The 12,862-nt window shown below is 60.9% G+C and carries 12 protein-coding genes; 6 read left to right on the forward strand and 6 right to left on the reverse strand.

All coding sequences use genetic code 11. From position 1 onward, the window contains the following. Positions 1-447 precede the first annotated feature (447 nt). On the reverse strand, positions 448-2,742 hold the full coding sequence (locus POI8812_RS07780) for a xanthine dehydrogenase family protein molybdopterin-binding subunit (RefSeq protein WP_108781986.1): 2,295 nt from the start codon (positions 2,740-2,742) through the stop codon (positions 448-450). Positions 2,743-2,745: 3 nt separating this feature from the next. Further along, positions 2,746-3,195 carry a (2Fe-2S)-binding protein gene (locus POI8812_RS07785; protein WP_108782515.1) on the reverse strand — a complete coding sequence of 150 codons (450 nt, stop codon included), beginning with the start codon at positions 3,193-3,195 and terminating at the stop codon, positions 2,746-2,748. Between the two features lie 119 nt (positions 3,196-3,314). Here POI8812_RS07785 and POI8812_RS07790 point away from each other — a divergent pair, with 119 nt between their 5' ends. The 4 genes from POI8812_RS07790 (at position 3,315) to POI8812_RS07805 (ending at position 5,605) form a co-directional block, all read left to right on the forward strand. Beyond that, the gene (locus POI8812_RS07790; protein WP_108781987.1) at positions 3,315-3,986 is read left to right on the forward strand and encodes a TetR/AcrR family transcriptional regulator; all 672 of its coding nucleotides are present in this window, start codon (positions 3,315-3,317) and stop codon (positions 3,984-3,986) included. A gap of 125 nt (positions 3,987-4,111) precedes the next feature. After that, positions 4,112-4,729, forward strand: a complete 618-nt coding sequence (locus tag POI8812_RS07795) for an FMN-binding negative transcriptional regulator (RefSeq protein WP_108781988.1) — start codon at positions 4,112-4,114, stop codon at positions 4,727-4,729. Between the two features lie 3 nt (positions 4,730-4,732). After that, on the forward strand, positions 4,733-5,341 hold the full coding sequence (locus POI8812_RS07800; protein WP_108781989.1) for a glutathione S-transferase: 609 nt from the start codon (positions 4,733-4,735) through the stop codon (positions 5,339-5,341). 51 nt (positions 5,342-5,392) lie between these two features. Then, the gene (locus POI8812_RS07805; protein ID WP_116203155.1) at positions 5,393-5,605 is read left to right on the forward strand and encodes a hypothetical protein; all 213 of its coding nucleotides are present in this window, start codon (positions 5,393-5,395) and stop codon (positions 5,603-5,605) included. A gap of 128 nt (positions 5,606-5,733) precedes the next feature. On the opposite strand, the gene POI8812_RS07810 is transcribed toward POI8812_RS07805, so the two are convergent. The 4 genes from POI8812_RS07810 to POI8812_RS07825 form a co-directional block, all read right to left on the reverse strand. Further along, positions 5,734-6,114: a nuclear transport factor 2 family protein gene (locus tag POI8812_RS07810; protein WP_108781991.1), complete on the reverse strand. Its 381-nt coding sequence runs from the start codon at positions 6,112-6,114 to the stop codon at positions 5,734-5,736. 9 nt (positions 6,115-6,123) lie between these two features. Beyond that, complete coding sequence (locus POI8812_RS07815) at positions 6,124-6,348, reverse strand: hypothetical protein (RefSeq protein ID WP_146186138.1); 225 nt, start codon at positions 6,346-6,348, stop codon at positions 6,124-6,126. Beyond that, on the reverse strand, positions 6,338-7,495 hold the full coding sequence (locus tag POI8812_RS07820) for an aromatic ring-hydroxylating oxygenase subunit alpha (protein ID WP_108781993.1): 1,158 nt from the start codon (positions 7,493-7,495) through the stop codon (positions 6,338-6,340). Before POI8812_RS07820 ends, POI8812_RS07815 begins: the two co-directional genes overlap by 11 nt. Positions 7,496-7,625: 130 nt before the next feature. Beyond that, positions 7,626-8,201: an SRPBCC family protein gene (locus POI8812_RS07825; protein WP_108781994.1), complete on the reverse strand. Its 576-nt coding sequence runs from the start codon at positions 8,199-8,201 to the stop codon at positions 7,626-7,628. A gap of 56 nt (positions 8,202-8,257) precedes the next feature. Between POI8812_RS07825 and POI8812_RS07830 the strand changes: the two genes are divergently transcribed. Next, entirely contained in the window at positions 8,258-8,704 is a 447-nt protein-coding gene (locus POI8812_RS07830) for a MarR family winged helix-turn-helix transcriptional regulator (protein WP_108781995.1), read from the forward strand. Between the two features lie 497 nt (positions 8,705-9,201). Continuing rightward, positions 9,202-12,831, forward strand: coding sequence for a vitamin B12-dependent ribonucleotide reductase (locus POI8812_RS07835; RefSeq protein WP_108781996.1), 3,630 nt, complete (start codon positions 9,202-9,204; stop codon positions 12,829-12,831). Positions 12,832-12,862: the final 31 nt, after the last annotated feature.

Consider the following 12,862-nt stretch of genomic DNA (forward strand, 5'->3'; position numbering starts at 1 on the left):
ACGATCCGTGAGCGATTGGCTGGTGTGGGCACCGTGATTGCGTGGTTTCTGCCTCTGCCTCTGCCTCTGCCTCTGCCTCTGCCTCTGCCTCTGCCTCTGCCTCTGCCTCTGCCTCTGCCTTGGCTTCGGGTTCTGGTTGGTATCCCGGTTTGAAGCCTCCAACCAAAAACGGGTGACCAACCGCATCACTCAAAGCGCCCGCGCAACGGATCCTGTTGTGCCGCGCCGGTTCTCCTACAAAGGGCGGCGCTTGCGCATCGATTGGATCAGCTCATCTCCGTGGCCGAGTGATCTGCGCCTAAGCCGTCATCCAGCACGTGAGGCATGGGTGAATCGCGTGGTTCAGGCCGGCACTGAAAACGCGGTATCGGCTTCCACGCGGTCGGTGCGTTGTTCTTGAGCGGTCCCGGCTCAGGGGCCGGGACGTGTTCAATCCCTTACACCGACCTAGACGCCGAGGAACCGGACGTCGCGCGACAGGGGCATCTGGCGCAGGCGCTGTCCTGTGGCGGCGTAGATCGCGTTGGCGAGTGCTGGAACAGCCGGGGGTGTGCCAACCTCGCCCGCGCCGCCGATATGGGGTGATGTTTGGAGAAGTTCGATCTCGAATTCCGGGCATTGCTCCATATTCATGAAGCTGTAGTCCCAAAAGTTCTGCTGAACGACTTGCCCATCTTCGAAATTGATCTCTTCACCCAAAGCGGCGGAGAAGCCATAGATTGCGCCGCCGATCACCTGATCGCGGAACAGGCGCGGGTCCATCACGGTGCCGGGATCGGCTGCGGCCCAGACCTTCTCGATCCGGATATCGTCTGTGGCATCGACCTGAACAACCATTGCGATCCACGTGCCGAAGCAGAGCGATTGCGCAAGGCCACGGCCTTTGCCCTGAGGCACAGAGCCGCGCCAGCCTGACATTTCGGCCACCTTGTTCAGGACACCGCGTGCCGGATCGAGGCGGTCATCGCCCTCCATCACTGCGAGGCGATAGGCGAGGGGGTCCATCCCGGCGGCCTCGGCCTGCTCGTCCATGAAGCCCTCGTGGAAGAAACAGTTGTAAGAGTGACCAACGGACCGCCAGAACCCGACCGGAATCGACAGGTCTGCCGCATGGCCTGAAACCCGAAAATTGTCATAATTTACAGGCTGGTTATAGGCCCCATCGGTCAGCGTCTTGTCTGGTCCGGCGGCGGAGAGGTTGGGATAGGTGCGCGCGATCACGCTGGGGATGATGGAGGGAGCTGCGACCTTCATCTCAACCGCATCTGCGCGCGCGCCCTCTGGCACCACGGCGCGCATCCGCGCCATGGCGGCGGGGCGGTAGGTGTCGTGGGTTGTATCTTCCTCTCGCGTCCAGGTGACCTTGATCGGCTTGCCGTCCGTCTGCATGGCGAGCGCCGTCGCATAGAGCGGGAAATCAACCTCGCCGCGACGTCCGAAACCGCCACCCAGGAAGACGGTGTTCACAGTCACGTTGTCTTTATCGAGCCCGGCGAGGGCGGCACAACGGCTTTGCACGATGCCGGGGGCCTGTGTTCCGGCCCAGATCGTCAGGCCCTCTTCTGTCAGCTGCGCCGTGGCATTCATCGGCTCCATCGTGGCGTGGGCCAGATAGGGCACGGAGTATTCCGCCTCGATGATGGTGCCCTGCGGATCGGCAAAGGCTGCATCAACATCGCCGCGGTCCATGAGTGACTGGGTTCCTTCAGCCTCGATCGCGGCGACGAGACGGTTCGTGATGCCCGCATCATCGGCCGGGTAGGGCGCATCGCCCCATTCGACCTGCAACGCTTCGGCGCCTTTGAAGGCCGCCCAGGTGTTGGTGGCAATGATGCCAAAGCCTTTGCCGGTCGTGGTCTCGATCTCAACGATGTCGAGCACGCCGGGCACTGCGCGGGCTGCTGTGTCGTCGAAGGACACGGCCGCAGCGCCAAAGCGGGGGCTGATTTTGACCGTGCCGTAGAGCATGTCGGGCAGTTGCACGTCGATGCCGTAGATCGGTGCGCCGGTGACCTTTTCGGCAATGTCTGTGCGCATCTGGCGTTTGCCGAGGACAGCCCAATCGCGGCGGGATTTGAGGGCCGGGATTTCCTCAACCTCTACTTCGGCAGCTTCAAGGACCAGTTCGCCATATGTCGCTGACTGTTCACCGGCGGCATAGATCACGCTGCCATTTTCGGTTTGCAGCACGTCGGGTGAGACCGACCAGCGGTTGGCGGCTGCGGTGACGAGGGCTGCGCGGGCTTCGGCCCCGGCCTCGCGCATCTTGTCAAAACCATCAATGACAGAGGAGGAGCCGCCAGTGACCTGAAGGCCCAGAACCTTACCCATCGAGGCCATCAGAGAGCGTTGCGCATCGGCACCAAGACCGCTGTGGAAGGCAGGCGGGAAAGCGCCTTCTTCCATCATGCCTGCATTGTAATAGGCGGCTGCGGTCGGGCCATGCTCTGTCGTGATGGACGAGAGCGGCACGTCAAGCTCTTCGGCGACCATCGCAGCGAGGGTTGTGTGGATACCCTGACCCATCTCTGCGCGGGGGGTAATGACGGTGATGGTGCCGTCGGTTGCGATTTTGACAAAGGGGTTGAAGACGCCTTCGCCCTCTCCTGCGACAAGCGGGTTGTCGTGGTCGCGGTTCACCAGATAGGCGCCGAAGGCGACGCCGCCGACGGCGACGGCCCCGGCTGTCAGGAAGGTGCGGCGGACGATCTTGCCGAACAGGCTCTTTTTCTTGCGCGCCATCACTTATGCTCCCTGACCGGAGGCCGTTTTGATCGCGGCCTTGATGCGTGGATAGGTGCCGCAGCGGCACAGGTTCGTCATGGCAAGGTCGATATCCTCATCCGTGGGCTCTGGCACTGCGCCGAGCAGGGCGACCGCGGCGAGGATTTGACCGGACTGGCAATACCCGCATTGCGGGACCTGATGCTCGATCCATGCCTCTTGCACGCGGTGGAGCGTGTCGCCGTTGCTGATCCCCTCGATCGTTGTGATCTCACCTTCGACCCCATCAACCGGGTAAGAGCAGGAGCGGACGGGCTGACCGTCGACCAGAACCGTACAGGCGCCGCACGCAGCGACGCCGCAGCCGAATTTCGGGCCCTTGATGTCGAGAATGTCGCGGAGCACCCAGAGCAAAGGTGTGTCAGGTTCCGCGTCGAAAGTTCGGATCTCTCCATTGATTCGCAGCTGCATCGCGTCCACTCCCATCATCGTTTGAAAAGAAGGTAGGAAGGGCGGCTTTGGTCGTCAATAAGAGACCTACGTTCCGTTACGGCTTGTGCCTTTCCTTCGCACGCCCTAGATTATGGGGCATGAACCAAACCTTTCAACGCGCCCGCTCTCCTGAGCACAAAGAAGCCCGCCGGACCGCCATTCTTGAGGCGGCCTCTGTCGTGCTGGAACGAGACGGATTTCACGAAACATCGCTGAATGCCATCGCGCAGGAAGCGGGCGTCGTGAAATCTGGCCTCTACCGCTATTTCGAGAGCCGCGAGGAAATCCTGCTGGAGCTTGCGCTGACCGACGTGACAGAGGTGGTCACGTCGTTGCGCGAGTCGATCACCGGGCCGATGAGCGTGGATGAGCTTGCCGCCCATATGGCGCAGGGTTTTTTGAGCCGCCCGCGGCTGTGCCTTTTGATTAGCCGCATGTCGACCGTGCTGGAGCATAATATCACCGCCGATACGTTGCGCGGCGTGAAGCGCCGTCTGAACGATTGCTCCCAAGTTGCGGGAGAGGCGTTGTGCGTGGCGCGACCGGACTGGACCCCGCAAGAGGCCTATAGCGGCGTGATGATGCTGCACACCCATGTGTCCGGTGTTTATCCGATGGCGCATCCGCCCGCCCATCTGGCCGAAGTGATGAGCGAGCCGGAGTTCGAGGCGACCAGCCCGAGATTTGAGGACATCGTACCACGTGCCGCCCTTGCCATTTTCAGGGGCATCGACTCGATGGTACAGGATCGGCTCGCCGCTCAGGGTTGATCTGCGCGGCGAGTTTGTCCTTCGCCCGCGTGCATTGCTAGAGCGGCCTGCGCGCGTGGCGATACAATCGCGACGTTGATTTGATCGTCGGGCAGGGAGAGTGTGCGGGCAAGGAGGGTCTTGCCATGCATCCAAATCCGAATTTTCGCCACGTCTCGCGCGCAAGAAACCTCACGTTCGCACGGGAGCGGGGATTTGGCACATTGAGCGTCGCGGTGGAGGGGGAGGTCGTCTCGTCCCATATTCCCTTTCGCGTGGATGAGAGCGGAACCTGGGTGGAGATGCATTTGGCGCGCTCGAACCCGATCCTGCGTCATCCGAGCCGGGCGGTTCTGATGGTGACGGGGCCGGATGCCTATATCTCCCCCGATTGGTATGGCGTTGTCGATCAGGTGCCGACCTGGAACTATGTCGCTGTGCATTTGCGCGGTGCCTTGAGCGTTTTGCCTGCCACCGCGCTGCGCCCGCATCTGGAGCGTGTCTCCGAGCATTTTGAGGCGACGCTCGATAAACCGGCGTGGACGCTGGGCAAGATGACGCCGGATGTGCTGACGCGGATGGAGCGGATGATTGTGCCGGTGCGTTTAGAGATCGAAGATGTTCAGGGCACATGGAAGCTGGGCCAGAACAAAGATGACGATGTGCGACACGCGGCGGCGGCAGCTGTGGGCGGATCGCATGGAATGGAGCAGGTGGAACTGGGCGCGCTGATGTCCTCGCCACCGCCGCAAGAGAGGATTTGACCGATGAAACTCTATGACAGTACGACATCGCCCTATTGCCGCAAGGTGAACATCCTGATCGAGGAGGCGGATAAGGCAGACGCGGTTGAGCTTGCCTATGTGAAGGGGACGCCGATGAACCCGGGCACGCTGCCAGTCGGATCCAATCCATTGGGCAAGATCCCCTGTCTGGTTCGGGAAACTGGCCCGGCGCTGTTCGACAGCCGTGTGATCTGCGCTTATCTCGACGCGGAATGGCAGTTGGAGTTGTATCCTGAGGGCGCGCGCGGATGGGATGTGCGCACTTTGGAGGCGCTGTCCGATGGCATTCTCGATGCCTCAATCCTTATTGTCTACGAGGGGCGCACCCGGCCAGAGGACAAGCAGTTTGACGGCTGGATTGACGCGCAGCGGGCGAAGGTTGAGCGGGCGCTGGATGCGTTGGAGGCGCTCTGGCTCAGCCACCTCGCCGGACCGTTCGACATGGGACATATCGCTGTGGCTGCGGCAGTTGGATATATTGATTTTCGCGGGGTGGTGCCCGGTTGGCGGGACAGTCGGCCCGGCCTTGCGGCATGGGCTGCGGAGATTGCGGAGCGGCCGAGCATTGCGGCCACTGTTCCGCACGAGTGATCTTGTTGGGCCGAAGCGTTCGTATTGATCCCGAGACACGGGGGAGTTGATATGAGCGCAACGGACCGAATGGCTGAGCAATTGGCCGCCGCAAGGACGGCGGTTGATGCCGAATTTGGCGAGGGATATGCGGCCGCGCATCCAGAATTGGTCGCGGCCTGCGTGCAATCGGCGGCCATTCATACGGCGGTCATCATCGGCAAGCAGGCCAGCGAAGAAACCAACAAGACATTGCTGCAACTCAAACCCAGACTGTTTGGGTGAGACCCGGCCAAGAATGCTCCAGTGAATCGCTTGGGGGGCGAATGCGCGGCCCCGCCAAGGGTTGGGGCAGACAGATAGCGGTACAGTCGGGGCGCTGTGTTGGCCGTCGAACGAAGACCGGCCGGAGTTCAGAACGGTTTCGTCTCGACCAGATGTGCGCGCCACGCTGGCGGGTCGAACGGGTCGGGCCAGTATTCCGTTTGCCGCAGGATCAGGCCCTTGCCGGTCTCATGGAAGGTCACAGCCCGGGCATGTTGGGTTCCGTCCGATATGGCGACGTCCGAAACGACCGTAGGCCCGTCGGCCACCAATCGCTGCACGTCGAACGTCCAAATCCCGTGGGCGGGGTAGTGTGTGTTGAGTGCCGCGAAATTTGCCCGACCGCGTGTGATCTCCCCTGATTGGGGCCAGTATCCCTCGAAATCTTCGGCGAGCCAGCGGGCCGCGGCGGCGAAATCATTTGTGGCCATCGCGTCCCAGAAGGCGCGGACAATCTCGGTGGGGGTCATACGAGGCTCCTACAGACCACCGAGGTCCGTAAGCTGTTGTTCAAGCTTGCAGATACGGGCCTCGTCACCGTGCACGAGCGCATAGATCCAGGCATGGGTCAACTGGAAGCGCTGCTCTTGCATTGTCGGCATATGGGGCAGGGCCTCTTCATGCAATGCGCTGAGACGGGCCGCATCGGGCCCGCCATGCAGGGCGTGAAGCTCTGCGTCGATCTGAGCGGGATCACGCGCCAAGGCGGGCGGCCACCCAATCATGGAAGAGGTGGGTGGGGCTGTCCATCACTGATGAGAACACGCCGCCGTCGAATTTCGGGGCATGTCGGCCCTTTTGCATGCCCTCGACCACGAAGATGTCCTCGACGAAGACCTCTTTCCACATCTTGGCGTTGCTCGCTCGCAGCGCGGCGAATGCCTCTCCGGTCGCGGCCTCCGCGCTGGTATAATAGAGTTCCACATGCTCGATCGTGCGGTTGTGGGCCACAGGCTCTAGCAGGATGGCGAAGAAATGGTCACGGTGGATGCCGACCATGACATTGGGAAACAGGCTGACATATTCAGCGGCCTTATCCCATTTCTCGGGCAGTTCGTCGAAATCAGGGAACGCCTTATTCTGTGACAGCTGGGGATTGTAGACGAGCGTGCCCTGGCCGGAAAACTCGCCCGGATGCTCGATATGATAGTGATCCTCCAGCCGGGAATAGCTGTTCAGGCCGGGATGAACCCATGGCAGGTGGTAGCTTTCGCAATAATTCTCGATCGCGAGTTTCCAGTTGCAGTTGACCTCCAACGTGAACGAGGACGCGGGGCCGCCGTGGTGGATTGTGCGACCTTCGAAATCTGACCAGCGGGCGCGCAGGGGCGCTATCCAATCGTCGAACGCGGCGGCGTTGCCGGAGACATTTACGAAGACCATGTCCATCCAGATGCCGGTGCGCACAGGGGTGAGGCCGGTCGTCGCCGGATCGACCGCTTCGTGGGTGTTGATGCCCGGCCCGCCGACATGGGGTGTCGCGCGCAAGCGACCGTCGAGGCTGTAGCACCATGAGTGATAGGGGCAGCGGATGACGCCGCCGAAATTGCGGGCTTCTTCGACAAGGATCATGCCGCGGTGCCGACAGACATTTTCGAAGACGTTCAACGCGCCGTCTTTGTCACGCACAAGCAGAAGAGGCGCGCCCAAAAAGGTGATGGGTTTTGCGTCACCGGGATTGGGGACGTCCTTGCCGAAGCCGATACAGGCCCAGCCGCCGTGGAAGATGTGGCGACGCTCCAGATCCAGTGCATCCTCGGAGGTGTAGAGGGCCGAGGGCAGGCCATGGGCCTGCGCCACCGGCTGGCGAACGGCGGCAAGGTCAGCGGCGAGTGAGGCAAGGTCGAGCATGGCGTCCTCCTTTGGTCCTGGTGATCCGTCAACTTTGAGGGCGACCGGCGGGGGCGTCGAAAGGAAACACGACACGTGGTGTCGCAATCAATGCATTGGGCGGTGCGGATGGACCGCACCGCCCCGCGGGTCATTGTTCGGACAGCGCCGCCCGCATCCCGTCAATGCCGGATTGAAGATAGGCCCGGACGGCAGGCACCTGCCGGTTTACGAAGAAGCGGGTCAGCGCGTTGCGTGGCTTGAGCGCATAGGTCCATTCCAAACGGGTGGTGCTCTCATCCACCTCTACAAAACGCTGGGTGCCGATGATTTGCTCCACCCCGCGCCCAACATCGTTTGTGAAAACCCAGATTTGGTAGCGGAAGAGGGCGGGTTCGTTTTCAAGGATGCGCTCGATCACATAGTGCCCGTCGGCGAGGGCGACGCGGCGCACGGTGCCGGGTTCCGGCCATGTGCCGGACAGAATTTCAAGACCAATGACGGGTGCGATGTCGTCGGACGGCTCGAAGAAAGCGGTGATCGGGTTCTCTTCCATGAAGGTGCGCAAGTCGGCGCGGGACAGGGGGTAGGTTTCGACCAGGTCGATCTCGATCAAGCCCTCTGTCGCGGGGGCGGGCGGCGGTGTAGGCTCCGGCGGTGTGGCCGGGGGCGCGGTGGGCGCGCAGGCTGCGAGAATGAGAAAGGCGGACAGGATGAGAGGGCGCATTGCGGTGGTCTCCATTTTTGTACGAACTTCGGACTAAATGGGAAGAGGCAGGTTCGGTGTCAACAGACCGGTCGGACAAGAATGCGCGGTTGGCGGCAGCGATCAGCGGGATCATTGGTGCCTTGCTCGTGGCAGGACGAAAGGGCGCGCCTGCGGAAGGGCTGCTTCCTTTCAATCCACTCTATTTTCATATGCTGCGCTTTTTGGCGCGCGAGGGTGATCAGCGCCCCACGGTACTTTTGAAGGCACTGGGGGCGCCGAAGACAACGATTTCAAGTGCGACGTCCGCATTGGAGAAGCGGGGCCTGATCGAACGCCGCGCTGATCCCGATGACGGCCGGGCGCGGTTATTGCACCTGACGGACGCAGGACAGGAGGTGGTCGCGGCGATTGAACGGCAAGACCTGCGCAACGCGACGGCAATGCTGGAGGCGTTGGATGAAGAGAGTGTCGATGGGTTTGTCGAAGCCATCGAGCAAGTCAGCGCCCATATCAGTGGCTGAGCGAATCTGATTTGCATATCCGAACCCAGAGCCGCAGCAGAATCGTGCGACATGTTGAACACTACATGTGGTAGGTGACGTGACGTGCACGTCGGTTACGCGGGCGCGCAATCTGTGTGCAGGTGCGAAGCACGATCCTTAGGGCAACATTAGATAATTTGGGTAAGTTGTCGCGAAATATGGCTAAATCTGGGCGAGTTAAAGTTTTGGACGAATTTGTCCCGACTCAAAGGTTAATACCAGCGCTTGTGGGGCTTTGAGATTTCAACCCGCAATATCTAGATTTCGGCGTAAATTTTCCGTTGACGGAAGTGTGAGTTCAGCGCCATGTTGTGCCCCGAAGACAGGCGGACACAAGATGCGGCGCAGGCATCACCAACCGGCTGATCAGGGCAGATAATACAACATTACTTGGGGGCATCGCGTAAGCGGCCTGACACCGTATTTAGCGGTCGGCCTTTTGCGTGCTTGTTCAAAGCGGACGAGGAAGTAACGCTATGAAAATCGAACGCCGGTTCACCACAGCCAATGAAGACGCCTACGCCTCTTTGGAATTCCGCACCACGTCGAGCGAGATCAGAAACCCGGATGGTTCTATCGTGTTCGCGCTGGAAAATGTTGAGGTTCCAGCGACGTGGTCGCAGGTCGCCTCGGATGTTCTTGCCCAGAAGTATTTCCGCAAGGCGGGTGTGCCAGCGCGGCTGAAGCGCGTGAAAGAAAAGGGCGTTCCGTCTTTCCTGTGGCGTTCGGTTGCAGACGAGTCCGCACTCAAGAAGCTGCCCGAGGATCAGCGGATCGGCGGTGAGACGACGGCAAAGCAAGTCTTTGACCGTCTTGCAGGCGCCTGGACCTATTGGGGTTGGAAAGGTGGTTACTTCACCACTGAGGCTGATGCGCAGACCTTCTATGATGAGATGCGCTACATGCTTGCTGCCCAAATGTCGGCGCCAAACTCGCCGCAGTGGTTCAACACCGGCCTGCACTGGGCCTATGGCATCGACGGGCCGTCGCAGGGTCACTTCTATGTCGATTTCGAGACGGGCAAGCTGACCCGCTCGGCTTCTTCATATGAGCACCCGCAGCCCCATGCCTGCTTCATCCAGTCCGTCTCCGACGATCTGGTGAACGAGGGCGGGATCATGGATCTGTGGACCCGTGAGGCGCGTCTGTTCAAGTACGGCTCCGGCACGGGGACTAACTTCTCATCCCTGCGCGCCGCCAATGAGCCGCTGGGCGGCGGTGGCAAGTCGTCGGGCCTGATGTCCTTCCTCAAGATCGGTGATCGCGCGGCGGGGGCGATCAAATCGGGTGGCACGACGCGTCGGGCGGCCAAGATGGTGATCTGCGACATGGATCACCCCGACATTGAAGAATTCATCAATTGGAAGGTGAAGGAAGAGCAGAAGGTCGCCTCCCTCGTCGCCGGCTCCAAGATGCATGAGCAGAAGCTCAACGAGATCTTCGCGGCCATCCGCGCGTGGGACGGGAAAGAGGGCGATGCCTTTGATCCCAAGAAGAATGACAGCCTGAAAGCTGCCATCAAGGGCGCAAAGAAAGTTGCAATCCCAGAGACTTACGTCAAGCGCGTGCTCGATTATGCGGCGCAGGGCTATGCCTCTATCGAATTCCCGACCTATGACACCGATTGGGACTCCGAAGCCTACAACACGGTTGCGGGCCAGAATTCCAACAACTCCGTGCGTGTCACCGACGGTTTCCTTGAGGCCGTGAAGAATGACGCGGATTGGGAGTTGATCCGACGCACCGACGGCGCGGTGGCAAAAACGGTCTCTGCGCGCGAGCTGTGGGATCAGATCGGTCACGCGGCGTGGGCCTGCGCCGATCCCGGCATCCAGTTCCACGATACCATCAATTCCTGGCACACGTGCCCGGAGGATGGCGAGATCCGCGGCTCCAACCCATGCTCGGAATACATGTTCCTCGACGACACGGCGTGTAACCTCGCCTCGATGAACCTGCTGACCTTCCTGCATGATGGTGAGTTTGACGTGGAGGGCTATGTCCACGCGACCCGTCTGTGGACGGTCGTTCTGGAAGTGTCTGTTCTGATGGCACAATTCCCGTCAGAGGCGATTGCCAAGCGGTCTTACGAGTTCCGTACGCTCGGTCTGGGTTATGCCAACATTGGCGGCCTCTTGATGAACATGGGCTATTCCTATGACAGCGATGAGGGCCGTGCGCTGTGTGGCGCGTTGACCGCTATCCTGACGGGTGTGAGCTATGCGACCTCGGCCGAGATGGCGGGTGAGCAGGGGGCCTTCCCGGGCTATTCCAAGAATGCCGAGCACATGCTGCGCGTCATCCGCAACCACCGCCGTGCGGCATATGGAGAGACGTCTGGCTATGAAGGCCTCGCCGTCGCCCCGGTCCCGCTCGACCATGAGAACTGCCCAGATGGACGGCTCATCAACATGGCGCATGCCGCGTGGGATGAGGCGCTGGCCGAGGGTGAGAAGAACGGTTTCCGCAACGCACAGGTTTCTGTGATCGCGCCCACCGGTACGATTGGCCTCGTCATGGATTGTGACACGACGGGCATTGAGCCGGACTTCGCGCTGGTGAAGTTCAAGAAGCTGGCCGGTGGCGGTTACTTCAAGATCATCAACCAGTCGGTGCCTGCGGCGCTGACCAAGCAGGGCTACGGCCCCGCGCAGATTGAGGAGATCGTCTCCTACGCGGTCGGCCACGGCTCCATCGGCAATGCGCCAGCGATCAACCATACCTCACTGATCGGCCACGGCTTCGGCGAAGAGGAGATCGCGAAGGTTGAGGCCGCACTTGCCACCGCGTTCGACATTCGCTTCGTCTTCAACCAGTGGACATTGGGCGCGGATTTCTGCACCGGCACCCTGGGCATTCCTGAAGCGAAACTGAGCGATCCGTCCTTCGATCTGCTCAAGCATCTGGGCTTTTCAAAGGCGCAGATCGAAGCGGCCAACAACCACGTTTGTGGCACGATGACGCTGGAGAGTGCGCCGCATCTGAAGGAAGAGCATTACGGCATCTTCGATTGCGCCAACCCGTGCGGCAAGATCGGCAAGCGTTACCTGTCGGTCGATAGTCACATCACCATGATGGCGGCCGCGCAGAGCTTCATTTCGGGTGCGATCTCCAAGACGATCAACATGCCCAATGATGCGAATATCGAAGACTGTCTGGCGGCCTACGAGCTGTCCCACTCGCTGGGTGTGAAGGCCAACGCGCTCTACCGTGACGGCTCCAAGCTGTCCCAGCCACTCTCCGCAGCACTGGTGGATGAGGACGAGGATGATTTGGAAGAGGCGCTGATCGACGCCCCGGCGGGTGAGAAGGCCACGATCCTTGCGGAGAAGATCGTAGAGAAGATCGTGGTGCAGGAAATCGCCAAGGGCCGTGAGAAACTGCCTGAGCGCCGGAAGGGCTATACCCAGAAGGCCATCGTCGGCGGGCACAAGGTCTATCTGCGCACAGGCGAGTATCAGGATGGCTCGCTGGGCGAGATCTTCATCGACATGCACAAGGAAGGGGCCGCTTTCCGCGCGATGATGAACAATTTCGCCATCGCCGTGTCGGTCGGCCTGCAATATGGGGTACCGCTTGAAGAGTTCGTTGAGGCGTTCACCTTCACCCGCTTCGAGCCTGCGGGCATGGTGCAGGGCAACGACTCGATCAAGAATGCGACGTCGATCCTCGACTACATCTTCCGCGAGCTGGCGGTCAGCTACCTTGATCGGACCGATCTTGCCCATGTGAAGCCGCAGGGCGAAGCCTTTGCTGATCTGGGTCGCGGTGTGGAAGAGGGCGTGTCCAACGTTAAGGGTACGGATGAGGATACGGCGGCCAGCTCGATCGAGATGATCCGCCAGATCTCCTCCACCGGCTATCTGCGCAAGCGTCTGCCGCAGGAACTGACAGTGCTGTCCGGCGGCCTGGCCGATACGGTCGCTACCCCGGCGCAACAGCCGCAGGCCTCGACCGCCATTGCCACGGCGATGGATGCGCGGACCAAGGCCAAGATGCAGGGTTATGAGGGCGATCCGTGCGGTGAGTGCGGCAACTTTACCCTGGTGCGCAACGGCACTTGCATGAAGTGCAACACCTGCGGCGGCACGTCGGGTTGCAGCTAAGGAATTGGGGGCGGCCTTCGGGTCGCCCCTT

Source organism: Pontivivens insulae (assembly GCF_900302495.1).
Lineage (GTDB): Bacteria > Pseudomonadota > Alphaproteobacteria > Rhodobacterales > Rhodobacteraceae > Pontivivens > Pontivivens insulae.

What these genes read in the sequence shown, in the direction of transcription:
- POI8812_RS07795 (WP_108781988.1), top strand. Translation starts at nt 4,112, where the DNA reads ATGCATCCAAATCCGAATTTTCGCCACGTCTCGCGCGCAAGAAACCTC.
- POI8812_RS07835 (WP_108781996.1), top strand. Translation starts at nt 9,202, where the DNA reads ATGAAAATCGAACGCCGGTTCACCACAGCCAATGAAGACGCCTACGCC.
- POI8812_RS07785 (WP_108782515.1), bottom strand. Translation starts at nt 3,195, where the DNA reads ATGCAGCTGCGAATCAATGGAGAGATCCGAACTTTCGACGCGGAACCT.
- POI8812_RS07810 (WP_108781991.1), bottom strand. Translation starts at nt 6,114, where the DNA reads ATGACCCCCACCGAGATTGTCCGCGCCTTCTGGGACGCGATGGCCACA.
- POI8812_RS07800 (WP_108781989.1), top strand. Translation starts at nt 4,733, where the DNA reads ATGAAACTCTATGACAGTACGACATCGCCCTATTGCCGCAAGGTGAAC.
- POI8812_RS07780 (WP_108781986.1), bottom strand. Translation starts at nt 2,742, where the DNA reads ATGGCGCGCAAGAAAAAGAGCCTGTTCGGCAAGATCGTCCGCCGCACC.
- POI8812_RS07790 (WP_108781987.1), top strand. Translation starts at nt 3,315, where the DNA reads ATGAACCAAACCTTTCAACGCGCCCGCTCTCCTGAGCACAAAGAAGCC.
- POI8812_RS07820 (WP_108781993.1), bottom strand. Translation starts at nt 7,495, where the DNA reads ATGCTCGACCTTGCCTCACTCGCCGCTGACCTTGCCGCCGTTCGCCAG.
- POI8812_RS07805 (WP_116203155.1), top strand. Translation starts at nt 5,393, where the DNA reads ATGAGCGCAACGGACCGAATGGCTGAGCAATTGGCCGCCGCAAGGACG.
- POI8812_RS07825 (WP_108781994.1), bottom strand. Translation starts at nt 8,201, where the DNA reads ATGCGCCCTCTCATCCTGTCCGCCTTTCTCATTCTCGCAGCCTGCGCG.